This window comes from Nitrosopumilus cobalaminigenes, from assembly GCF_013407145.1.
In the GTDB taxonomy this organism is placed as follows: Archaea; Thermoproteota; Nitrososphaeria; order Nitrososphaerales; family Nitrosopumilaceae; genus Nitrosopumilus; species Nitrosopumilus cobalaminigenes.
The window spans coordinates 222,750-245,781 of record NZ_CP026993.1; the positions used below are offsets into that span (position 1 = coordinate 222,750).

Consider the following 23,032-nt stretch of genomic DNA (forward strand, 5'->3'; position numbering starts at 1 on the left):
TATTTTAAATGAATTAATTTTCATATTCTGTATGGTCGCATTTAGGACAATAGTATTCATCTGGAATATTCTTCATATCATTTCCTCGTCTTTTCACTTTCAAAGACATCACATCCATCTCAACATCACATTTTTTACAAATTCTAGTCACAAATTCTTTATGTGAATAACGAACTTAAGCATTAGCTTTTAGTTTTTCAAAAATCTCTTTGTATTCATTAAATTCTATAGCTTCTTCAAATTTCATTATTTGTAATAGATTCCTGACTTCCTCTTTTAATTTTGCAAGCCTTCTAACCGATTGATCATATTCTCTATCTTCCTTGTTTTCCAATAACCCTAATCTTTCTTTAAAAAATTCTATGCGACCAAGCTTGTAATCTATTTCACTTTTCAGAATATCAATTGATTCTGATTTCATTATTTTTTCCTTAAATAATTACCAAATAAACTACATCCCTAATTTTCAGAGAAGAAACTATCCCTGAATTTAATGTTAGAAAAATCAACATTTCTACTATTAATTTTTTATTAATCTATTAAGACTTAATTTCAGAATTTAGTTTTGAGGTTCAAGAATTTCTATTAATTCATACTTTAATGATGAGCCATCTGCTGGAGGATTTTCTATTTGGGATATCATCACATGCAATTTGTATTGTATACCTTCTTGATAATCAAATCCATGTATATTATCGTAAAACATTTCCCACTCTGCATCTTGATTTTCTTTAATCAACATGCATTGTTGAGGGCTAACTCCCACACAATCTTCTAATTTAGAATTAACATACAAAATTTTTGTTTCAGATGATGAATTACATTCTCCAAAATGTTCAACTTCTATTCCATGACATGCTGCATCTTCAACACCACAACTGTAAGTGATTCCATCTTGGCCACAAACAGGATCATAAATAAGACATTGAATTGAACAAGTTTCTGATTCTTGGGGTTTGATGGGTGGATTCAATCTTTGTTCTTCATCAATACGATCATAGCAATCTTGTAGTCCTTCATGTTGACCCATGTATTGTTCTCTACATTCTTGTTCAAGGTACGTTTTTTGTAATAATTGCCATGCAATCTTTTCCCGTTCTTCCTCATCAATGTCTTGATGATTTTGTTGTTCCATTGATGGAATTAAAAAAACTGTAAATGCAATTCCTACAACAATTGAAATTATTATTGCAATAATTATTAGAGTTTTCATTTATTCAACTCTTCAATTTTTGTTTCAAGTTCTTTGATCTTCTTCCTTAATTCAATATTCTCATCTCTTAGAGAATCCCTTTCTCTTGTGAGTATTTCATTAAGATCCATAAAATATACTGCAAAAAATCCAAACTTAAGCCTATTGTAGACATAATATTCAATATTGAAAATTAAATGACGGTTTTTATCAATAGCCTTCTAATGAATCAAGCATGTCTGATGAATCCCTGAATCGAAAATGTGAATTACTTTCAAAAGAACCTGAAATTCGTTTTGCAGGGTTTTTAGACATGATGGGAAACCTTGTTGTAGGTTCATTTTCAGATGGGATTAAACCTCTAAAAAATGAAGATGAACGTAAAAAAATGTTCATTGAAGCAGTATTAAGAATTAGAACTAGGCAAGATTTTGATGACAATCTAGGACCTGTAGAATATGCAGCTGCTAGACGAAAGAATGTGGTAACTTTTACTTTTCTATATGATGATAAAGTTCTCTTTATTTCAGCAGAACCCAATGTGGATATTGATAAGACTGCTCAAAAGATCATGAATTTATGTTCATAATCTAGACGGTATAACCCAACGGTACTTCAATCTAAATTAATCTTAAATTATTCACAACCAATTCCATCTTTATCTCCATCAAATCTATGAGGATCTGGTTGTAATACTGTGAATCTTTTTTGAGAAATATCTCCACAATCTAAATCTGGAGGGATTACTGGGATACAAAAGTCTGGATAAGATGAATCACAATCAGAAATTTCTGAAACTGGTTCTGATTCTATTTCACATCCATATCTCTGAGCCCATGATTTGTCAGCAAACTCACTGGTAATACAAAATTCTGTAGAAATTTCTGCTAGTCCGTTATAGAGTAATGCTGAATTTAGTGATTTCCCTTCACAGAAAACATGTGCAATTAATCTATCATACTGATCATATGGTTGTAAATCATCTTGATCAATTGTAATATGACTTCCTACAGGACACATTTGAGCCGTAAATTCTGTTGCTTTTTCAAATCCAGGTTCATCTTTCTCTGGAGTATCAACTAGAGATAATCTGATTTTGTAGTTTGAGGTATGAATTGTATCGCCATCCACAATTTTAGTAATTAGTTGTGAAATGCATTTAGCTTCTCCTGAACATTTATGAGAATCAAAATCTTGTTTTGATACGACTATTTCATTTTTTAAAATACTTTCAAATTCTTTTTCTCCAACTTCATTTGCTGCAAGACCTGTTTTCTCCCCTGTAACAATGTCTGTTCCAGTTTGTGATTGATACACCAAACCTGCTGCAATAAACAATACAAATGGTACAACAACTAATGCTGCAATAGATATGGGCTTCACATTAATTTATCAAGATTTTTGAACTTAAACATTTGTTGTTACAATCTAACAAACATTTTTCAAATCTGAGTCTTCGTATTTTTCCCAAATATTCATTTTTAACCAACAATCATTACACATGGTTGGTATGTCTTTCATTTCATCAATGGATATAGAATAATTCTGATGACATTTTTTACAAGTAAAATATTCTGTAATTAACTCTGACATGAACAAAATCTGAAATCATTCCCTAAAAGCATCACTACACAATGTGAACTATACTCCAAATGATTGGGATTTTCTTTCACATTTTGGACAATTCAATCCTCTGGTTTCAAGACCACACTTTTTACAATAAACGTCAATCCCTGCTACCTCGCGGGGACTGGTTCTTGAAATTTTGACAATCAAAATAATTACCAGTAAAATACCGATAGCAATTCCAATATATGCTAGTACCATACATTTAGTATCACTTTATTCAATAAAAGTCTCTTTTACACAGTTAACACGTACTGATTTGCCAAAATTTTCTTGATATCATCAATGTATTGTCGCTTTGTACTGCCTACAAATCTCCAACGTAGTTCCATTTCGTCTTCCAATATTTCATATACCAAATCAATATCTTCACCTGCATCAATTTCTCTTTTAGCAATTACCATTAGTTCTTGTAATCTTAGTTTTTTTCTCCACGTGTGGGCACAATCAACCATAATTTTTCTTTGAATTATTGCCTAAAAGGATCACTATCTATTGGAACTATTTTTGATTAAACAGAAATATCTTTTTCTGGAACTAATTTACTGCTTTTTGGAACATCATGAATTTCCAATTTATCTAACTGTTCTAACTGATTTGAAATTAAACTTGAATCTCCAAATGATATCAAAATTCTATCATTATGTATTATTTCATATAGATTAATGTTTGAAAATGATTTTCCATTTATCAAAACCGTCATAGAATTTTTTGAATCAATACAGTTTTGATTTAGATCTGTTTGACCTCTTAACACAATACATTCTGATGTTATCTCTAATCCAAATGATGAAAACAGCATATCTAATGGAACATCAGTTGCATGCTTGTGAATCAAATATGGATTGTTATTTTCAAAATGAATATACTTACTTTGAAGTTGAAATCGTGGATGTGAAAAATCTATCTGGTCCCCATTAACAAAGACTAACAATGCTGCATGTGCATGATCACTTCCAAATTGCCCTACTCTGTAATGTTCCACCATTCTTTCCTCTAATGTCTTAAATGCAGAATTATCCAAAATTTCAGAATCTATTTCACTTTGATTTAGAAAATAATATGCAAAAATCCCCGTAGATACTAAAACAAAGGCTATTCCAAATATTACAAGTGATTTACTCTTTGATTTTGATTCTATTTCCGGTACAAAATATGCAGAATTACTCTCATCCATTCGTCCTGGAAGACTAAAATCAGAATCTTCTTTTGGTAAAACCTTCTCAGTCAAACAACATCCAAAGTAGTTTTATCGTATAAATTTCCATGTCTGAATTTCTATCTATACTCCTCACCACAATCACCAATGACCTCAAACAAATCATTGGCTTTTGCAGAAATACTACTAATTAATGAGATATCTTGTTGGTCTAGCTTTACATTAAAGACTTTGGCGTTATCATCTCTATGTTCAGCAATTCCAAGTCTTGCTCCAATTATTACTCCTGCCACTTGTGGTTTATCTAAAACAAATCTAGTTGCAACATTTGCAATACTGCAATTGTGTTTTTTTGCTATTTCATTTAATGCAGACAATAATTCTTGAAATAACTGCCACCCCCCCCATACATCTATCATGTTTTTGTATTTTTGAAGACTAGATGTAACCAAATCCCCTCTGTGTGGCTCATCTACTTCTAGATATTTCTCAGAGAAGAATCCTCCAAGTAAAGTTCCATAGGATAAAATTTTGATTCCATGTTTTGCAAATAATGATGCCATCAAGTTATCTGGTCTCTGATCTAAAATTGAATACTGAACCTGGTTTGATACAATTTCATATCCTTGTTCTTTCATAATTTTAACGCGTTCTGTATCAAAATTCGTTAATCCAACATGTTTGATTTTATTTTCACTTTGTAATTTTGATAGAACATTTAGTGCATCAAGATAACTTGTATCATTATAATCCCACCAATGAAACTGGAGTAAATCAATACAATCAGTATCCATTTTTTGTAATGATTGCTCAATATAGTGTGTAACAATACTGTTTGACATTGGACCTGGATTTGGAACAAACTTGGTTAATGCCTGGAATTTCTCATGACCTATTTTTCTTTTAAATTCTCCAATTAGTGACTCAGCTGGTCCGTAAATGTCTGCTAGGTCCCAAGTTGTAAATCCCCCACTTTGATATTTTTCCATGTCTGCTATTGCAGAATCCGTTTCAATCTGACCGTGACCACCAGCAACTTGCCACATTCCATTAAGAATTCTACAAATTTCAAGGTCATCTGCAAGAACAGTTTTCTCAATTGACATGTTACAATGCAACTTTCTTCGAAATTATAGTTTACTTGGCTAATATTGAAGAAAACAATCCCCTAATTGTAGAATATTATTTTGGATCTAGTAAAAAGTGCTGAATTATTTGCAAAGAATAAACATGCAGGCCAATTTAGAGCAGATGGAATCACACCATATTCAAAACATCTAGATGATGTAGTCAATAGACTCAAAAGTTTGGGTGTAATTGATGAACAAATTCTTTGTGCTGGATGGTTACATGACACAATAGAAAACACTAAAACAACTTTTGACGATTTGTATGAACAATTTGAAAGTGAAATTACAGTTCTAGTATCATCATTATCTAAAGACCTGAAATTGACTAGAAAAAAAAGAGAACAAGCATATGTTATACAACTCAAGGAAGCATCTTTTAGTGCAAAATTAATCAAATTATGTGATATTTCTGCAAACTTGAGTGATTTGAAAAACTATGAAGCATCAAAATCAAAAAAACTCAGACAAGTTAAACAAAAAAGACATTATCTAAGCATAATCAAAAATGATCTAATGGAAAATCCTCATTATCCATATGTACAATCTCTTTTAGAAAGTGCAAATTTAATTTTCATCAAATATGGTCAAAGACCAATATCCATTAAAGCAAAGTAAAATTAGCCTCAATTTTTTTCAATATTCTTAAATTCATTAATTTTTTAGAAGAAACATGACTGCAAATAAAAATTCAGAAGAATTTCACTTATTAGATCAACTAAACAAAAAATATTTTACAGAACTTGAACATTCAGTTCCTCATATACAACAAACTCTATTTGATTTACAAAATGAATGTTACAAGACCTGGAGAAATGCAGTAACTGCAAATACTTCACTTTACAAAGAATTTCTAAGCACTTCTGGATACAATTTCATGTCTTCAAAAGATGCTAAAGATATTTTTGAAAATATGAGTGAGGAGGGGTTAAAATTTCGATCGTTATGGAACAAGTTTACAATTTCAAACATTGAATCTGTGAAAAACAATGCAAAAACTTGGAATGATAATGCAGATGCCTTTGTAGAGTTGAATAGGAAAATTATGCATTATTGGTTATCAGCATTTAATCAAACAAGAAACTAGTCTAAAATTACTACAGCAATAATTACAACAAGACTTCCAATTATTGCCATAATTGACATTTTACTTTTTTCACTCCATCCATCTTTTATGGTAATTCTCATGATGACGTTCTACAAATTTTCTGTCTTCACTTAAGCCTATTGCCAGTAATCACAGAAATATCTAAATCACAATCAATTGAGAACTAATTATCTTGGAACTACCACGAGGAATGAAAGATTTTGAGAGTGAAGAAAATGCAAATATTGAACACATTAGATCACATTTCAAGAAATTATCAAATTTGTATGGGTTTTCGTTTATGGATCCATCTCCAATTGAATTATTATCTACACTAGAGACGAAATCTGGTCCTGGAATTCGTGATGAGATTTACTATTTCAAAGATAAAGGAGATAGAGAGGTTGCATTACGTTTTGACTTTACCATGGGGCTCACAAGATATGCTGCTTCTCAAAAATCAATGAAACTTCCAGCAAAAATCTCGGCATTTGGTGGAGTGTTTCGATATGATGAACCACAAAAGGGACGATATCGATATTTTCACCAGTGGGATATCGAAGTTTATGGCAAAGCTAGTCTCGAATCAGAAGCCGAAATTATAGAAATAACATCCCGATTATTTGATTCTCTATTACTCAAAGACATCACAATTGATATCAATCATCGTAATCTTGTAGAATCTTATATCAACAAGGTTTTTGATTCTAAAGAACCAGAATTAGTTGCAGATATTTTACGTGCAGTAGATAAAATTACAAAAAAATCACAAGAACAAATTGTAAAAGAATTTCAAGAGAAAGGATATGACACAGAAAAACTAGAAAAAATTCTTGAATTTTCTCAAATCAAAGGAACAATTTCAGAAGTAGAAAATGTGTTTGATACAACACAACTAGAATCATGGGATGAACTCAAAGCATTAATTGATTCATTAGAAAACAGAGGAGTTTCAAATGTTAGAATTAATTTTGGAATCGTTAGAGGATTAGATTACTATTCCGGAATTGTCTTTGAAGTATTTGATAAAAATTCAACACTTGGTGCACTAGCTGGTGGAGGTAGATACGACACATTAACCAAAGCGTTCAATAGAGAAGACATTGGTGCAACTGGAGTTGCTGGGGGTGTTGAAAGAATAATGTTAACCATGCAAGAACAAAAAATAATCCCTGAATCAAATCAAAATAGAGTTGCAGTATTATACATCAATGAAGAAATGCAAAAAGTAGCTCACTCTATTACATCATTACTTAGACTAAATAATATTCCAACTGACATTGATTTGGCAGGACGTAACATGAAAAAACAAATGGATATTGCAACAAATGCAAAACTTGCAATCATAGTTGGACCCCAAGAATTAGAAAATGGAAATGTTGTTCTCAAAGATATGGTAACTGGAACTGAAGGGACTATTTCACTAGAAAAACTAACAGAAGATCCAAAATCTATTCTTAATTTAGAAAAGCTCTAGTTAACATCATAATCTCGGGACCACTAGTCAATGAACCTACCACAACACAATGATTGTTTACCAATATGCCTGATGATACGTACGGAATTCCGTTATTAATCGAACTCTGTTCAATATTTGTGCCTAAAACATTGGCTATTACTTTCATGTCTTCCTCATCAGCTTCCGGATGAATGGCTGCACCTGAATCATTTGCAACAAGAACCACTCCTGTTTGGTTGAATCCAGCTATTTTTTTCTGAATAACTTCAACTCCTAACACATCTGAAATAGTTTGACAATCTTGTTTTGATAACCATGGAGATACAATTGCGCCTTTATCATTTGCACAGATTACATTTCCAAGTGCGTTAAATTTAGTATCTAAAACTCCAACTTCTAAATCAGTTTCAGCTTTCAAATAGTCATATTCATTTTGATAAGCTGTAGTTGGAAGTAAAACTCCTTTGTTATTCATAACAGACAATGCCCCAATTAATCTTGTATTTGCAATTGCAGTATGATGAATTTCAATATCTAGATATTTTGCAAGCTTGTCAGCTTTGGTCTGAGCAAATCCCATTGGAACTAATCCAATACTATCATTTACACTAATGTAAACTCCTAGATTTGGACCCCTATACACATCATACTTGATAATATCCATATCCAGAGAATTGATCCTTGATCGTTATGAACGTAAGGAAATCTTTCGTTCCTAATTGATCGATAATTTACTTGTCTGTTCATTACACAGCTATCTAGCTTTAAATAATAACTCTAAGAAAATTGTATCATGCCAATAGCAGAAAATTTTCCTGAAGGCCTAAAGCCAACTGGAAAAATTAGCCTTGATGATGGAAATTTCCATATCATGTGGGGTCCAGGTAAAACTACAAACACTGATGGTTCAAAAGCTGAAACATTAGCAGATGCAGATGTTGTTGCAGCTTATACAGCAAGAGGTGAAGAACAAGTTCCTCTTGGTGTTAGTGGAACAATGGTTGCAGTTGATTGGGATTCTTGTGTTGCAGATGGTGCTTGCATTGAAGCTTGTCCTGTACAAGTATTCCAATGGTACAGAACCGAAAAAGATATTCCAGCAAAAGATGTTGTTGGTCAAACCTTTGCAGGAACTGGCAGTGATGTAAAAGATGAACGAAAAGATCTAACCGATAAAGCAGATCCAATCCGAGAACATGATTGTATCTGGTGTATGGCATGTGTTTCAGTTTGTCCGCCAGCAGCAATCAAAGTCGATCAGTCAAATGTTGAAAAACATGAAAGTGCTGCAAAAACTTTGTAAATCTGTAATTTAGAACCTAGAAATTTTTAATTTTTATATTATTTTTAAATTTAGTCTCCACTAATTTTATCTAGATTTAAATATTATTTCAAAACATTATTTTTCATGGTAGATCTACAAATACCTGAAGACTTTTGTCACAACGATGTTAAACCAAAAGGACAAACTAACCATTCCGATGGTGAAAATTTCCACTATATTTGGGGTGACGGAAGAACTGATGGTGCAGCATTCTCAAACGAAGATGTAAAAGCAGCCTATGCAGACCGAGGAGAAGAACAAGTTCCTCTTGGAATTCATGGTACTACTGTTGCAGTCGATTGGGATTCATGCGTTGCAGCTGGTTCATGCATGAGTGTATGTCCAGTTCAGACATTCCAATGGTACAGAACCGAAAAGGATATTCCTGCAGACAAAGTTATGGGGGAAACTTTTGATGGTACTGGCTTGACAGAACAAGACGAAAGATTAGATTATACAGACAAATCACAACCAATCAGAGAACACGATTGTACAGTTTGTATGGCTTGTCAAGAAATCTGTCCTGAAGGAGCTATTCGAATTGAATCAGCTAACCAAGAATGGCACGAGAAAGCAGCCGGAACATATGTAATTATGAAATCTGGTTCTGAAAACCCACACGCACACGATTAAAAAGAATTTTTTCTTTTTTCTTATTTTTCTATTTTACCTCAACAGATTTTAACCGCTATTATACAAGATTTTTTGCAGAGGTCGCCTAGCTCGGTAGGGCGCGGGCCTTGAGAGCCTGTGTGCGCAAGCATACGGGGGTTCAAATCCCTCTCTCTGCGTTTTTAATTTTCTATTTTTGCTAGTTCTGCTAACATTGCAGATAATTGAATTTCAGAATTTGCTCCTACTAGAACTCTATAATCATATTTTGCAATTACCTCTAGGATATCAGATAATTTATCATGTTTTGATTTGAACACTGCAGAGTTTAGATATTTTAGAAAATCTGATTCTGACATTCCATAAACTTTGATTAACTCAATCATTTTCTCTCTAGCTTCTGGAACTTTTCCAGAAAGTGCAATTTTTAGAACTTCATCAACATCACTAGTCTTTGTCAATCCAGCTGATGATTTCACATTCTCTTCGGTAATTCCACCAAGACTTGCAGTTGCTTGCAATAAATTAATTGCATGCCTCAAATCCCCTTCTGAATAATCATAAATTGCTTTGAGGCCTTTTTTGTCTGACTTTACCTTTTCTTTTTTGGCAATTTCTTCGAGTCTACCAATTACATCCTCTTCAGGAACTGAAGTGAATTTGAATGTGGCACATCTACTCTGAATTGGATCAATGATTTTTGAAATATTATTTGCTATGAAAATAAACCTACAAATTTTTGCAGTATCTTCTATAATTCTTCTTAATGCAGTTTGTGCATCATTTGTCATTTCATCAGCTTCATCTAATATGATAATCTTGAATGGTACTTCGGCCATTCCAGCAAACCTTGAGAATTTCTTTACTTTCTCTCTGACCATGCCTATTCCTCTTTCGTCTGATGCATTTAGCTCTAATGTGTAGTCTTTAGCGTAATCTCCTAAAATTTGTCTTGCAATACATAATGCGACTGTTGTTTTTCCTACTCCTGCAGAACCTGAAAACATCAAGTGTGGCATATCTGTTGGATCTTTGATTAAAGCCTCTAAACTACCAATAATTTCAGTTTGGTTTACAACTTCAGAAAGTTTCATTGGTCGATATTTTTCTACCCACATACCTGTTGCAGACATGAGTATCAAGGGCTAATTCCCATTAATAAATCCGAATTGGTTATTGTGTAATGCTATATGTTAAAATCAAAATCGTGCATAAACTATGCGCGATCAGCCTGTGATTAATTAGGATCAATTGATCTCACTAAATTGTTAACAGAATTGATCGATCCGGTACTTGAGGGTCCAAATCAGATTAAGTGATCTCAAATGGAAATAGACAAAATAGAAAAAGTACATTCAATAGGATATCGCCTAAAGGATGCTAAGATTACAATAAATCAAGATTTCAAATATAATGTTGCTGGAATGAAAATTGAAGGCACACAAGGTGATACCAATAACATGCCTCAGTGGGTAGGGAAGATTCTCTCTGAAAACAACATAGGAACACTCAATTCCCCCGATATGATCACCCAACTAAAACAAGCATTATCAAAAGAAAAAATGGTTGGTGAATATCAGATTTCCACACTTGATCCTCATTTTTACATCCGATTAAAAGAGTCTATGAAGGAATTAAACAATGACGATTTTGATAAAGTTGAAAGTATGATGTTAGAACTATTTAGAATGAGAAGAGGCAAACTAGTAAAGATTGCAGATTCTATCAAACTAAATTCTGAATTATACAATAAATTAACTGTCGAGGAAAGCATCTTCTATAAAACAATCCATGAAAACAGTGTAGAATTTGAAAAACAGATAAGAGGAGAAAGAAACGAAAATGGCACAAGCTAGTACATTTACAGATTCAGCATTATCTGATAAGGTAAAGGAATTCTTAACAAGATTCAAGGATAGAGATGGCAATTACAAGTATGTAGATGCAATAGATGAGATGATGCCAAAGAATGCAAAATACATCATTGTAGATTACAATGACTTGGTAATTGAACCACAAATTGAAATTATGTTTTCACAAAATCCTGATAGGATATTTGATGCATTTGCTAGAGCAATCAAAGAAGCATTACAAACAAGATTCCCTGAATATGCTGAAAAAATCAAAGATGAAGTACGTGTAAGATTAATCAATTTCCCACTAGAGCGTAGTCTAAGACAAATTAATGCTGAAACAATTGGAAAAATTACCAGTGTTTCAGGAATGGTAGTTCGTGCATCTGAAGTAAAACCACTTGCCAAAGAACTAGTCTTCGTATGTCCTGATGAACATCCAACCAAAGTAATCCAACTAAAAGGAATGGATGTCAAGATTCCTATAGTTTGTGATAATCCATCTTGTAAACATAGAGATTTTGAGCTAAAACCTGAAGCAAGCAAATTTATCGATTTTCAAATTCTAAGATTACAGGAACTTCCTGAAGATTTACCTCCTGGACAATTGCCTCACTATATTGATGTCACAACTAGGCAGGATTTAGTAGATAATTCCAGACCTGGAGACAGAATTATCCTTACTGGTGTAGTGCGAGTGGAACAAGAATCAGTTGCAGGAGTTCAAAGAGGACACAGTGGATTATACCGATTAAGAATTGAAGGAAACAATATCGAATTTTTGAGTGGTAGAGGTTCTAAAACTGATAGAAAAATAGGCAGAGAAGAAATTTCCCCTGAAGAAGAGAAATTAATCAAATCCCTTGCTCAAAGTTCTGATGTATATCAAAGATTGATAGATTCGTTTGCTCCACACATTCAAGGTCAATCATTAATCAAAGAAGCTATTTTATTACTTATTGTAGGTTCCAACCAAAGATTACTTGGTGATGGAAGTAAAATTAGAGGAGACATCAACGTATTTCTTGTAGGAGATCCTGGTACTGCAAAATCTGAAATGCTAAAGTTTTGTGCAAGAATTGCACCAAGAGGTTTGTATACTTCTGGTAGAGGTTCAACAGCTGCTGGTCTTACAGCTGCAGTTGTTAGAGACAAGACAGGAATTATGATGTTAGAAGCTGGTGCAGTTGTACTAGGCGATCAGGGTCTTGTAAGTATAGACGAATTTGATAAAATGAAACCAGAGGACAGAAGTGCATTACACGAAGTTATGGAACAACAATCTGCAAGTATTGCAAAAGGTGGTATTGTTGCTACACTAAATGCAAGAACATCAATTTTAGCTGCAGCAAACCCAATGTATGGAAAATATGACCCTTTCAAAAATATTACAGAAAATGTTAATTTGCCAATCCCATTACTTACAAGATTTGACTTGATCTTTGTTGTAAGAGATATTCCAACTAAAGAAAGAGATATGCAAATTGCAAAACACATCATTAGAAGAAACACTTCGCAAGGTACAGACAAAAAATCTGTTATTGAAGTTGATTTACTAACAAAATATCTTTCATATGCAAAACGTGGAACCCCTGAATTAACTAAAGAGGCTGAAGCCAAAATACTCGATTATTATCTACAAATGAGAAATGTAGAATCTGAAGAAATGATTACAGTTACTCCTAGACAATTAGAAGGAATTGTTAGACTTTCAACTGCTAGAGCAAGATTACTCATGAAAGACAAGGTAGAAGAAGAAGATGCCGAACGTGCAATTTTCCTAATTCAGAGTATGTTGCAAGATGCTGGTGTTGATGTCAATACCGGCAAAGTCGATCTTGGTGTATTACAAGGAAAACCAAGAAGTGAAGTTTCAAAAATGCAATTGTTTATGGATATACTCAAAGGTCTTGAGGGTGATAACAAAGTTCCAGTTGAAGAGAAAACATTTGTCAAAGAACTCGAAAAGAGTGAGAAATTCACAGAAGAAGAGGCAAGAAACTATATCCGAAGAATGCTCAGAGAAGCATCTATTTATGAATCAAAACCCGGTCACTATAACCGAGTATGAATATAGATAAACTAAAACTTCCTGAATCTGCAATTGAATTTCTAAAATCACAAGGTTTTACAAAATTATATCCCCCACAAGCAGATAGCATAAAGTCCGGACTGTTAGATGGAAAAAGCATACTAGTTTCAGCTCCTACTGCAAGTGGAAAAACTTTGATTGCCATGCTTGCAATGCTTAGTTTTCTATCAAAAAACAAGGGTAAGGTAATTTATCTCAGTCCACTAAGAGCATTAGCTGCTGAAAAGTTTACAGAATTTAAAAAATTAGAAAAAATTGCCATAGGAAATAAAATAAAGGTTGCAATATCTACTGGTGATTTTGAAAACATTGAAAAAAATCTAGAGAAAAGTAACGTGTTAATTTTAACAAATGAAAAAATGGATTCCATAATTAGACATGGATCTGAATGGGTTGATGAGATTGGTCTAGTAATTTCTGATGAAGTCCATTTGATTGGTGATGAAAGTAGGGGTCCAACACTTGAGATGATTCTTACACAACTCAAACTCTTAGAAACAAAACCTCAGATTGTAGGTCTTAGTGCAACAATTACAAATTCTGATGAGATTGCAGATTGGCTTGAATGCAAACTGGTAAAAAATGACTGGAGACCAGTCCCACTATCTGAAGGAGTATGTGATGAAGGGCAAGTTACAATGAGTGATGGTAAAACCTTTGAAGTTGAGCGTAGTTTGATGGGCACGCCGATAGATTTAGGCGTACAATCCGTAAGAGAAGGAGGTCAATCCCTGGTATTTGCAGAGACTAGAACCCGTTCAAAATCTCTTGCAACAAAAGCATCTGATACAATATCTAAAATTTTAGAAAAAAAAGAAATTACCGAACTAGAAAAAACATCAAAAAAACTTCTATCTGAAAATGAACATACTGAACTAGTCAAGACATTGGCATCACTGGTAAAAAAAGGAGTTGCGTTTCATCATGCAGGACTAAATCAAAAATGTAGAGAAACAATCGAAACTGAATTTCGTAAAGGAACAATTAAACTATTATCATCAACTCCTACTCTAGCTGCTGGTGTCAATCTTCCTGCAAGACGAGTAGTAATTTCTAATATCAATAGATATAATGCAAAAGTTGGAGCAAATAGACCAATTAGTATTCTAGAATACAAACAACTTTGTGGAAGAGCTGGAAGGCCCCAATACGATGATTTTGGAGAATCAATTATTGTTGGAAATGGAAATACTGAAGATCTTATAGAATATTACATTAATGGAGAACCTGAACCAATTGAATCAAAAATTACAGATGACAAATCTTTGCGTACTCATATTCTAAGTGTCATAGTTACACATCCTGGAATCAAAAAAGAAGAAATTTTAGAATTCTTTTTACAAACATTAGGTGGACTACAATCAAGAAAGCCTACAATAAAATTTGCTATTGATATATCATTACGTTTTCTTTCAAGTAAATTTCTTATAATTAAAAAAGGTGAACGATATGCAGCAACTGAATTTGGTAAAAAGACTTCAATGTTGTATATTGATCCGTTAACTGCAACATACTTTAGCGATTCAATTGAGAATGTCTCTGAAGAAAGAAAACATACGTTTGGATATTTACATCTGATTACAAATTGTGAAGAATTTTTCCCAAAATTTTCACTACGACAAAAAGACTATGAAACTGCAAGTTTAATGATTGAAAACAATTCATCACAGCTATTAGAACCAATTTCAGAGTATGATTGTTCAAGAAGTCTTTTAGCTTTACAGTCATGGATTACTGAATCTACTGAATTATCTCTATCTGACAGCCTTGGAATTGAGTCTGGTGACATGCATAGAATGACTGAGAATGCAAACTGGCTATCTTATTGCCTCAGAGAGATTTCCAAGCACGTAGAGAGAGCAGATTTACTTGAAGAATTAGGTGATTTGAGAAATAGAGTGGTTTATGGAATTAGAGAGGAATTACTTGATTTGGTAAGAGTAAAAGGAATTGGAAGGGTTAGGGCTCGAATTCTCTTTAAACATGGAATTAAGAATCTAGATGATTTGAGGAAAATTCCAGTGAATAAATTAGCAGAAATTGATAAAATTGGTTCAACCATTGCGGATAACATAAAGGCAGAGTTACGAAAGGTTAGATAATTGATTGATTTACTAATTCCTGCAATATTTTCGTGCATTGTAGCATTTGTTGTAGTGTTTGTAATGATTCCACCATTAATCAAAATTTTAGAAAAAAGAAATTTTGCAGTTAAAGACATGAACAAAAAAGAAGATGTTATGGTAGTTAGGCCTGGAGGCCCTGCAATTATTGCAGGGATTATTGCATCAGAAATTGCTCTCTATGCATTTTTACAGATGAATGAAATTCTTGCTATACTCATTACAACCACGGCTGCATTTCTAATTGGATATGTTGATGATAGAAAAGTCATGGGAGGATGGTTCAAACCTGTCGCACTTGCAATAGCTGCAATTCCTATTATTGCACTTGGAACGTATGATAGTAATCTTGCTTTTCCATTATTTGGAACTGTACAAATTCCTGCATTATATCTGGCATTAATTATTTTCATGATTCCAATCACTGGAAATACCATTAATTCTATTGATGTCCTAAATGGTGTTGCCAGTGGGTTTATGGTGATTGCTAGTTTTTCATTATCGATTTGTCTCTTTATTGTACAAAACTATGAGATTGCAATAGTTAGCTTGCCTCTTGGATTTGTATCATTGGCATTTTACAAATATCATAAAATTCCCAGTAGGATTTTCCCTGGAGATTCCGGCGCTCTTACTTTAGGTGCAATGTATGGTGCAATTGCAATTGTTGGTGGTGTGGAAATTATTGCAGCAGTTGCGCTATTACCTGCAGTAATCAACTCATTTTTGTTCCTATCAAGCGTAAAACGGGTTGTAGAACATAGACAAATCAAAGGAAAACCTGTAGATCATACAGAAGATTTCAGATTAAAGGCAACTAATGACAAGAAAGCTCCTGTTACGCTGGTAAGATTAATTCTTGCAGGCGGACCAATGTCTGAAAAACAAGTTGGTTTTGCAATTTTCAAATTAGCAATTTTTTCAGGAGTTTTAGCAGTAATTACTGCATTTATGATGGGAGTGTCACTTTGAAATCTGATCTCTTTGGATTTTTGTTTGCAATGTGGGGATTAATTATTGTTGGAGGTGGAATTGTAGTGACACTTCTTGGACCGATTTCAATTTCTGGATTTGGTGAATTTAATTGGTTTATTGCATCTATGATTAAAGCAGTAATTGCACTAATTCTAGTTGTAGTTTGGATTTTGATTTTATCAAAATTAAAGAATTGGATTTTCAAAAAAGAAATTAAACTCTAACTTTCTTTCCACTGTCTTTGTTTCTTGTCATATTCTTCTCTGGTGTATCTGATAGAAGCTGGTGATCCCATCACAACAGAATTTTCAGGAACATCTCTCGTTACAATCGCACCCATTGCCACTACACTATTTTTTCCAACTGTGACTCCTGCTTTGATTACTGCACGTGCACCAATTATTGCATTGTCTTCAATAGTTACTCCTATCATTTTGTTACACATTGGATAAGGATCATTTGTTAACACTGCAGCTGGACCAATGAAAGCATTCTTTCCAATTCTTGAAAGTGGGGGAATGTATGCTTGACCTTCAATCTTTGTATTTTCTCCAATCTTTACATCATAATCAATATGAACAAGTGAGCCAATCTTGACATTATTTCCAATCTCTACGTTATCTCCAACATATGAAAAATGCCAAATCTGAACATTTTTTCCAATCTTTGCTTTTTCTGAAATAAAATTAGTGACCATTATCTTACAAATGCCATGGGTTTGCCATTGTAATAATTTTTTCAGGTAATTGATCCTTGAATTTTTTCAGAAATTCTATCTCTTGTTTTTTATCTCGTAATTCGTCAGGTAGCATTATTGGAATTTCTTCAATTATTGGGTAGAATCTAGAACATTTTGGGCAAAAAATTACTCCCTCAGATATCACACTGTTTTTTTCCTTAATCTCAAATAATTCTAAAGGATTATTTTTGTCAATTGGACATGCCAATATATCCATCATTGTTTTGTTCATTTTAGATCCAGATAGATAGGAATTCCTTTTTGACTAGATAAAAGTGCAGCTTCAGCAATCTTAGTTACGTTGACTGCTTCTTGTGATTTGACTACTTGTTCATTATTCCCTTCAATAGCTCCTAGAAAGCTTTGAATTTCAAGTAACAATGGTTCTTGTTTTTCATTTTGAACTGTTTCTGACTCTTCATCTTTTTCTATAATTATCTCTTGGCTAATAAAATCAGATGAAATAATTGCATCAGTACATACTGCGTTGAATTTTCTTAATTTTTTCGGTGTTATCCAATTTGATGAAATTATCGCAACTTTGTCATTTTTGTATCCTAGCATAATACTTGCAAAATCTTCATGTTCATGTTTAATTTTCCCAGCTCTTGCAAATACAACTTGTGGCATATCATCAAACAACCAATTTGCAGTATCTATATCATGAACTGATGTATCATAGATTATTCCTACATCTTTGATATGAAGAGGCATTCTGTTTTCTCTGTGAAATTCAAGCATTACCAATTCGCCATATTTTTTATCTTTGACCATTTTTTTCACTACATCAACTGCAGGATTAAATCTCTCAATATATCCACAAGTTAGAATCACTTTGTTTTTGTCTGCTAGTTTTGCAAGATTTTGACCCTCTTCAGATTCGTAGGTCATTGGTTTTTCTACAAATACATGTTTTTTTGCTTCTAACAGTTTTCTTGCAATTGTAGAGTGAGTTGATGTGGGAGTTACAACAAAAGCTCCATCAAAATCTTCTCTGTTTAGTAATTCATCTAGTGATTCATAATGATTAACTGAATACTTTTCTCCATATTCTTTACTTTTTTGAGAATCTGCATCACATACTGCTACTAGCACTCCTAATTGAGATAGAATTCTGGTATGATTTTTCCCCCATCCGCCGGTTCCAATTTGAACAATTTTCATTTAATAAACCTCAGTTAACCAATGAGAATAGTCATCGTTTTTGTTCATTACTATCTCAGTATATTCTTGCATCATCTTTTTTGTAATATCTCCTGGTCTTCCATTCCCAATTTTCTTTGAATCCATTTTGATAATTGGCGTTATCTCAGCTGCAGTACCTGTAAGAAAGATTTCTTCAGAAATGATTAATTCACTTCTAGTAATGTCTCTTTCAATTACATCTAGATCCAAGTCTTTCCCAATTTTGATAATAGCATCACGAGTAATTCCTTCTAGTGCAGATGAAGCAAGTGATGGTGTAACTAACTGACCATTTCTTATAATGAAAATATTTTCACCAGGTGCCTCACTGACATTTCCGTTATGATCAAGCAATATGGCTTCATCAAATCCATTTCTTTTTGCCTCTTGAGTTGCAATAATTGAATTTAGATAATTTCCACCCATTTTTGCCTGTGGCGGTGTTGACATGTCTGAGAATTTTCTCCAAGATACTACCCCTGCAGTAATTCCATTTTTGTTGAATAAATCTCCGAATGGAAATGTAAAGATTGCAACATTGGTAGGTGCTTTTTCAGTTACATGTAGATTAATTCCATAATCTCCAACAAAATAAAATGGTCTGATGTAACAAGATTTTTTTATTTTATTTTTTTTACAAATACCAATGATTGCATTAGTAATTTCATCATCAGAAAAATTTAGTGAAATATTGTAAAATTGCCCCGATCTTCTAAATCGTTTTACATGTTCATCCAATCTAAACACATTGAGATTTTTCCCATTCCAATATGCCCTGATTCCCTCAAAAATTGATGTACCATAATGAATTGCATGTGTGGTTATTGGAACTTGTGCTTTTTCTGTAGGTACATACTTTCCATCAAACCATACGTATTTTGAAAGTGGAAGTCCCATGAAAAAATTCTATCAGATGTGTATTAATCTCTATTTATTTTGAATATCCTTCTTTGGGAAATTTCATTCCTACAATTCTTGTGGTTTGATCTTCTTGATTTGCAAATTCCTTTACTGTCTTCCACTCTTCTTCAATAATTTTTACTATCTCTTCCGGAACATCTTCTTTCCACGTAGATTTTTTTTTCAGTGCTGCATCATACAGTTTTTCTTTTACTGATGTTGCAGACAATGCTTTTCTTTCTCCAATTTTTGGTCTTAGTCTATACATTTTCAACATGTATCCTTCTGCTTTATCACCAGTGTAAGAAAAATAATCCCCTTCAACACCATCAAGTATTTGTTTTCTTAATTTCCATGATTTTCTTCTAACTAAAGGGGGGAGATATTTTTTAAATGGTGCAAGAAATGCATAATCTTCAGTAATTTTGATTGAATCTCCAAAAATGGATTCAAGCATCTTCTTTCTAGTTTCAAAATTAAATGGGAAACTTTTACTGTTTATTTCTCTACCTTCGTCCTTGAATACTACTGGCATTACCTTGACAACGTCTGCTTGTTTTTTCAATTCCTTAATGATTTCTACATGTGCGTTTGTTACTGGGTTTAGATGTGCAAGATAAAGTGCCGTAATCAATTACATCAACTAAATAATTCTCATATTTCAATGATTGATTTTAAAAAAGTTCTATCCGTATGATTCGTATTTAACTTCAAAGCTTCCATCTTCACGTTTATCGTGTTCTGTAACAAAGCCTTTAGGATTCAAAAAGTCCATTACGCCGTCAATGGTTCCTTGCCATCCACAAACATAGAATATTGTATTCTCTTTAGTAATTTTATCACCAATTAATTCCTCTAATGGTGAAAGTCCTCCATCTCTTGGTCTTAGGAATGTTTCAACTCTTCCTACTTGACCTGCCCATGATCTGTTAAACCATTCTTGTGGTCTACTGATTGCAGCTCTGTATCTAAAATTCCATTGATCTTTGCCTTTTGCAATACTCTCGTTTTCAAGATCAGTAAGCAAATCTTTGTAACTTAGTTCATCAACATAACTTGCTCCGTGCAAAACTACGATTTCTCGTTTATCTCCTGAATCATGAAGATGTTGTGCAAAGCTTACGAATGGGGCTAAACCTGTTCCTCCACCAATACAAACAATTCGTCTAGTATCTTTTTCACCATTTGTTAATTCCTCATTAATTAGTAATGCTCTACCTGTTGGTTTCAACCAAAGAATTTCATCCCCTTCTTTTACATTAAAAATTTGTGTGGTTAATCTTCCAGGAAGTGGTTTTCTTACCCATCTGATAACTAATTCAATATAATCTCTATTTTCTGGATGTGATGCAATTGAATATGCTCGTCTTACAATTTTTCCATTTTCTACCGGATTTGGCAATCCCAATGTGATGAATTGACCTGCTTTGTATTCCGGAACAGGACCCTCTTTTGGAACTAATCTAATAATTACAAGATCTTCTTTTAATAATTGAACATAAGTGACAGTTGCTTTGTTATCTACGACCATAACGATTGAATCAGCATTTGCACGGTTAAATATATTGTGTTAATTTCATAACGAGATTATCTTGTAGACCTCTAAACGTTAATAACCAAATTTGAAAAAGATATTTCGATCAGAATTCTGATTATTGGGCCGGTCGTCTAGTCCGGTAGGATATGTGCATGGCATGCATGGGATCGAGGGTTCAAATCCCTTCCGGTCCACTTATTTTTTTATTAAAGAAATCATTTTTTCAATTTCATGATCTTTTTCTTTTAAAATATCTCTGATTTTTTCATCTGAAATTGAAATTTTTAAATCAATTATTGCTTGCAAAGCACTTTTTTTTACTTCCAAATTAGTATCAGATAACCCTTCAAGGAAAATTTCTTTTGCTTCTTGAGCTTTTAGATGTCCTAAAGCTCCTAACGCACATGATCTAACCATAGAGCGTTCATCTTTTGCAAGTTTAATTATTTCAGGAATTGCATCAGTTTCATTTCTATTTGCTAATACTAGTGATGTAAAGCCTCTAATGTTTTTATTCGCAGCATCCAAACTAGTAATTAAAAAATCTGAAATTTTATTTTTATTTAAAATGAGAGAACTAAATGCTTCCCCCCTAACTTCAACATCGTCATCATCTAACTTAGAAATAATTTTTTCTAAAATTTCTGGATTATCGATATTATCTAACGTTTCTAAAATTTTGATTTTTTCTTTACTGCTTCCCAATTCTAAAACTTTTGAAATATTTTCCAAGTTCTGACTAATTTCCTTCTTTCTAGTTAATAATGGTTCAAATTTTTCAAAAATTTTTAATTTAATTAGAAAATCCCCTTTTAGCTTTAAATTATCGTTAAATACCAAAATCTGCATGTCAAATGAAACCAGAGACACCGTATTCATTGGTAAGAAACCATTGATGGCATATGTAACATCAACGCTAATTCAATTGGCAAACTTACCTTCCGTCAACATCAAAGCTAGAGGACTCAGCATTGGACGTGCTGTCGATGTAGCTCAAATCATTGCAAGAAAGACAGAAAATGCAGGCTACTCTATCGGAGAAATAAAAATTGGCTCAGAATCATTAGAGTCACAAGACGGTAGAACAAGAAACGTTTCAACTATAGAAATTGAAGTAAAGAGAAATACAAATTAACTGTACTTTACTTGAAATTTTTTATTTTATTATTTCTTAGATTTTTCGTATTTTTTTTCCATCTTTCTAAACTTTGGAAGTTCAACCAAGTCGTTAAACTGATCAAAATTCACCACTTTTTGTTTGTACTTTGATGTGTTTCCAGTTTTCTTTAATTCTAGTAAAATATTCATTGTTGCAAATGTATTTGCGTATAGAACTGACAATGGATATAGAACAATATTGAATCCCATTCCACTTAATATTTCAGCAGAACTCAATGGTGTAGCTCCACCCTCAATCATATTTGCAACAAGTGGTGCATTGATCTCTTTTCCAATTTTTTTCATTTCATCTATTGATCTTGGAGCTTCAACAAAAACTGCATCAGCACCTGTCTTTTTATTTTGTTTACCCCGTTCAATGGCTTCATCTAATCCTTTAGTTGCTCTAGCATCTGTTCTTGCAACAATGATGAAATCTTTACTTTCTCTAGCATCAATTGCAGCAGATAGTTTCTCTGTATATTCTTCTTGAGAAACTACGTCTTTTCCTTGCATGTGTCCACATCGCTTAGGCCATTTTTGATCCTCTAGGAAAATACCTGATGCTCCTGCTGATTCTAATTCTTTTACTAATTTCCATACGCTTAATGCATTTCCATATCCTGTATCTGAATCTACAATAACTGGAATTGATGCAGCTCTACAAATCCTTCTAGCATTATCTACAGTTTCAGTTGCTCCGATAAATCCATAGTCTGGCATTCCGAATAATGTTGCAGATGTTCCATATCCCGTTTGGAACATTGCATCAAATCCAACTTTTTGAGCAATTTTTGCACCTAGTGCATCATAAACACCTGGAATTACCAGTGGTTTTTTTGATTTTAACATACTCTTCAACTTTTTCATGATTTTGTACTTTT

The 23,032-nt window shown here is 33.1% G+C and carries 31 protein-coding genes and 2 tRNA genes; 14 read left to right on the forward strand and 19 right to left on the reverse strand.

Translation table 11 applies throughout. The features are described 5' to 3' along the window. Positions 1-13: 13 nt before the first annotated feature. The 3 genes from C5F47_RS01240 to C5F47_RS01250 all read right to left on the reverse strand — a co-directional run bounded on the left by C5F47_RS01240 (position 14) and on the right by C5F47_RS01250 (position 1,213). The gene (locus C5F47_RS01240; RefSeq protein ID WP_179361117.1) at positions 14-151 is read right to left on the reverse strand and encodes a hypothetical protein; all 138 of its coding nucleotides are present in this window, start codon (positions 149-151) and stop codon (positions 14-16) included. A gap of 24 nt (positions 152-175) precedes the next feature. Then, positions 176-421, reverse strand: a complete 246-nt coding sequence (locus C5F47_RS01245; RefSeq protein ID WP_179361118.1) for a hypothetical protein — start codon at positions 419-421, stop codon at positions 176-178. A 138-nt stretch (positions 422-559) separates the two neighbouring features. Next, a complete protein-coding gene (locus C5F47_RS01250; protein WP_179361119.1) occupies positions 560-1,213 on the reverse strand; it encodes a DUF4377 domain-containing protein in 654 nt (217 codons plus the stop codon). A 214-nt stretch (positions 1,214-1,427) separates the two neighbouring features. On the opposite strand from C5F47_RS01250, the gene C5F47_RS01255 reads away from it, so the two are divergent. Continuing rightward, complete coding sequence (locus tag C5F47_RS01255; protein ID WP_179361120.1) at positions 1,428-1,781, forward strand: DUF6659 family protein; 354 nt, start codon at positions 1,428-1,430, stop codon at positions 1,779-1,781. Between the two features lie 47 nt (positions 1,782-1,828). On the opposite strand, the gene C5F47_RS01260 is transcribed toward C5F47_RS01255, so the two are convergent. The 6 genes from C5F47_RS01260 to C5F47_RS01285 are packed head-to-tail and all read right to left on the reverse strand — an operon-like array spanning position 1,829 to position 5,083. Continuing rightward, complete coding sequence (locus C5F47_RS01260) at positions 1,829-2,575, reverse strand: thermonuclease family protein (RefSeq protein WP_246271140.1); 747 nt, start codon at positions 2,573-2,575, stop codon at positions 1,829-1,831. Between the two features lie 45 nt (positions 2,576-2,620). Further along, positions 2,621-2,785: a hypothetical protein gene (locus C5F47_RS01265; RefSeq protein WP_179361121.1), complete on the reverse strand. Its 165-nt coding sequence runs from the start codon at positions 2,783-2,785 to the stop codon at positions 2,621-2,623. 48 nt (positions 2,786-2,833) lie between these two features. Further along, the gene (locus C5F47_RS01270; protein ID WP_179361122.1) at positions 2,834-3,019 is read right to left on the reverse strand and encodes a hypothetical protein; all 186 of its coding nucleotides are present in this window, start codon (positions 3,017-3,019) and stop codon (positions 2,834-2,836) included. A 35-nt stretch (positions 3,020-3,054) separates the two neighbouring features. Further along, positions 3,055-3,273 carry a hypothetical protein gene (locus C5F47_RS01275; RefSeq protein ID WP_179361123.1) on the reverse strand — a complete coding sequence of 73 codons (219 nt, stop codon included), beginning with the start codon at positions 3,271-3,273 and terminating at the stop codon, positions 3,055-3,057. 56 nt (positions 3,274-3,329) lie between these two features. Further along, positions 3,330-4,049 carry a hypothetical protein gene (locus C5F47_RS01280; protein WP_179361124.1) on the reverse strand — a complete coding sequence of 240 codons (720 nt, stop codon included), beginning with the start codon at positions 4,047-4,049 and terminating at the stop codon, positions 3,330-3,332. Positions 4,050-4,096: 47 nt separating this feature from the next. After that, positions 4,097-5,083: an aldo/keto reductase gene (locus C5F47_RS01285; protein ID WP_179361125.1), complete on the reverse strand. Its 987-nt coding sequence runs from the start codon at positions 5,081-5,083 to the stop codon at positions 4,097-4,099. A gap of 81 nt (positions 5,084-5,164) precedes the next feature. On the opposite strand from C5F47_RS01285, the gene C5F47_RS01290 reads away from it, so the two are divergent. The 3 genes from C5F47_RS01290 to hisS all read left to right on the forward strand — a co-directional run bounded on the left by C5F47_RS01290 (position 5,165) and on the right by hisS (position 7,668). After that, on the forward strand, positions 5,165-5,722 hold the full coding sequence (locus tag C5F47_RS01290) for an HD domain-containing protein (RefSeq protein ID WP_179361126.1): 558 nt from the start codon (positions 5,165-5,167) through the stop codon (positions 5,720-5,722). A 55-nt stretch (positions 5,723-5,777) separates the two neighbouring features. Beyond that, positions 5,778-6,191, forward strand: coding sequence for a hypothetical protein (locus C5F47_RS01295; RefSeq protein ID WP_179361127.1), 414 nt, complete (start codon positions 5,778-5,780; stop codon positions 6,189-6,191). Positions 6,192-6,384: 193 nt separating this feature from the next. Continuing rightward, a complete protein-coding gene (gene hisS, locus C5F47_RS01300) occupies positions 6,385-7,668 on the forward strand; it encodes a histidine--tRNA ligase (protein WP_179361128.1) in 1,284 nt (427 codons plus the stop codon). Here hisS and C5F47_RS01305 read toward each other — a convergent pair. Continuing rightward, entirely contained in the window at positions 7,649-8,314 is a 666-nt protein-coding gene (locus C5F47_RS01305) for a translation initiation factor IF-6 (protein ID WP_179361129.1), read from the reverse strand. The two genes, hisS and C5F47_RS01305, sit on opposite strands and share 20 nt — an antisense overlap. A 129-nt stretch (positions 8,315-8,443) precedes the next feature. On the opposite strand from C5F47_RS01305, the gene C5F47_RS01310 reads away from it, so the two are divergent. The 3 genes from C5F47_RS01310 to C5F47_RS01320 all read left to right on the forward strand — a co-directional run bounded on the left by C5F47_RS01310 (position 8,444) and on the right by C5F47_RS01320 (position 9,765). After that, positions 8,444-8,953 carry a 4Fe-4S dicluster domain-containing protein gene (locus tag C5F47_RS01310; RefSeq protein WP_179361130.1) on the forward strand — a complete coding sequence of 170 codons (510 nt, stop codon included), beginning with the start codon at positions 8,444-8,446 and terminating at the stop codon, positions 8,951-8,953. A 105-nt stretch (positions 8,954-9,058) separates the two neighbouring features. Continuing rightward, entirely contained in the window at positions 9,059-9,607 is a 549-nt protein-coding gene (locus C5F47_RS01315; protein WP_179361131.1) for a 4Fe-4S dicluster domain-containing protein, read from the forward strand. A 74-nt stretch (positions 9,608-9,681) separates the two neighbouring features. After that, positions 9,682-9,765 (forward strand) — tRNA-Ser (locus C5F47_RS01320). A gap of 3 nt (positions 9,766-9,768) precedes the next feature. Here the strand turns inward: C5F47_RS01320 and C5F47_RS01325 are convergent. Then, positions 9,769-10,719 carry a replication factor C small subunit gene (locus C5F47_RS01325; protein ID WP_179361132.1) on the reverse strand — a complete coding sequence of 317 codons (951 nt, stop codon included), beginning with the start codon at positions 10,717-10,719 and terminating at the stop codon, positions 9,769-9,771. A gap of 192 nt (positions 10,720-10,911) precedes the next feature. Between C5F47_RS01325 and gins23 the strand changes: the two genes are divergently transcribed. From gins23 to C5F47_RS01350, 5 genes are read left to right on the forward strand one after another with little or no spacing between them, the layout of a single operon-like run. Then, positions 10,912-11,442, forward strand: a complete 531-nt coding sequence (gene gins23, locus C5F47_RS01330) for a DNA replication protein Gins23 (RefSeq protein WP_179361133.1) — start codon at positions 10,912-10,914, stop codon at positions 11,440-11,442. Further along, positions 11,429-13,510 carry a minichromosome maintenance protein MCM gene (locus C5F47_RS01335; protein ID WP_179361134.1) on the forward strand — a complete coding sequence of 694 codons (2,082 nt, stop codon included), beginning with the start codon at positions 11,429-11,431 and terminating at the stop codon, positions 13,508-13,510. Before gins23 ends, C5F47_RS01335 begins: the two co-directional genes overlap by 14 nt. Continuing rightward, entirely contained in the window at positions 13,507-15,633 is a 2,127-nt protein-coding gene (locus C5F47_RS01340; RefSeq protein ID WP_179361135.1) for a DEAD/DEAH box helicase, read from the forward strand. Before C5F47_RS01335 ends, C5F47_RS01340 begins: the two co-directional genes overlap by 4 nt. Beyond that, entirely contained in the window at positions 15,634-16,626 is a 993-nt protein-coding gene (locus C5F47_RS01345; protein ID WP_179361136.1) for an MraY family glycosyltransferase, read from the forward strand. Next, positions 16,623-16,853 (forward strand): hypothetical protein, encoded by a 231-nt coding sequence (locus C5F47_RS01350; RefSeq protein WP_179361137.1) that lies wholly within the window; start codon positions 16,623-16,625, stop codon positions 16,851-16,853. Before C5F47_RS01345 ends, C5F47_RS01350 begins: the two co-directional genes overlap by 4 nt. On the opposite strand, the gene C5F47_RS01355 is transcribed toward C5F47_RS01350, so the two are convergent. From C5F47_RS01355 to C5F47_RS01380, 6 genes are read right to left on the reverse strand one after another with little or no spacing between them, the layout of a single operon-like run. Beyond that, positions 16,850-17,326, reverse strand: a complete 477-nt coding sequence (locus tag C5F47_RS01355) for an acyltransferase (protein WP_179361138.1) — start codon at positions 17,324-17,326, stop codon at positions 16,850-16,852. The genes C5F47_RS01350 and C5F47_RS01355 overlap by 4 nt on opposite strands. 4 nt (positions 17,327-17,330) lie before the next feature. Beyond that, entirely contained in the window at positions 17,331-17,600 is a 270-nt protein-coding gene (locus tag C5F47_RS01360) for a Trm112 family protein (RefSeq protein WP_179361139.1), read from the reverse strand. Beyond that, positions 17,597-18,532 carry a Gfo/Idh/MocA family protein gene (locus C5F47_RS01365; RefSeq protein ID WP_179361140.1) on the reverse strand — a complete coding sequence of 312 codons (936 nt, stop codon included), beginning with the start codon at positions 18,530-18,532 and terminating at the stop codon, positions 17,597-17,599. The genes C5F47_RS01360 and C5F47_RS01365 overlap by 4 nt, the downstream gene beginning before the upstream one ends. Beyond that, positions 18,533-19,450 carry a branched-chain amino acid transaminase gene (locus C5F47_RS01370; RefSeq protein ID WP_179361141.1) on the reverse strand — a complete coding sequence of 306 codons (918 nt, stop codon included), beginning with the start codon at positions 19,448-19,450 and terminating at the stop codon, positions 18,533-18,535. A 34-nt stretch (positions 19,451-19,484) separates the two neighbouring features. After that, complete coding sequence (locus tag C5F47_RS01375; RefSeq protein ID WP_179361142.1) at positions 19,485-20,087, reverse strand: nucleotidyl transferase family protein; 603 nt, start codon at positions 20,085-20,087, stop codon at positions 19,485-19,487. A gap of 51 nt (positions 20,088-20,138) precedes the next feature. Next, positions 20,139-20,984, reverse strand: a complete 846-nt coding sequence (locus C5F47_RS01380) for an FAD-binding oxidoreductase (protein ID WP_179361143.1) — start codon at positions 20,982-20,984, stop codon at positions 20,139-20,141. 126 nt (positions 20,985-21,110) lie between these two features. On the opposite strand from C5F47_RS01380, the gene C5F47_RS01385 reads away from it, so the two are divergent. Continuing rightward, positions 21,111-21,184 (forward strand) — tRNA-Ala (locus C5F47_RS01385). 1 nt (position 21,185) lies between these two features. Here the strand turns inward: C5F47_RS01385 and C5F47_RS01390 are convergent. Further along, positions 21,186-21,839: a HEAT repeat domain-containing protein gene (locus C5F47_RS01390; protein ID WP_246271142.1), complete on the reverse strand. Its 654-nt coding sequence runs from the start codon at positions 21,837-21,839 to the stop codon at positions 21,186-21,188. Here C5F47_RS01390 and C5F47_RS01395 point away from each other — a divergent pair. Beyond that, positions 21,838-22,125, forward strand: coding sequence for an AlbA family DNA/RNA-binding protein (locus tag C5F47_RS01395; protein WP_026090010.1), 288 nt, complete (start codon positions 21,838-21,840; stop codon positions 22,123-22,125). The genes C5F47_RS01390 and C5F47_RS01395 overlap by 2 nt on opposite strands. Before the next feature lie 29 nt (positions 22,126-22,154). On the opposite strand, the gene C5F47_RS01400 is transcribed toward C5F47_RS01395, so the two are convergent. Continuing rightward, a complete protein-coding gene (locus C5F47_RS01400) occupies positions 22,155-23,000 on the reverse strand; it encodes an isocitrate lyase/PEP mutase family protein (protein WP_179361744.1) in 846 nt (281 codons plus the stop codon). Positions 23,001-23,032: the final 32 nt, after the last annotated feature.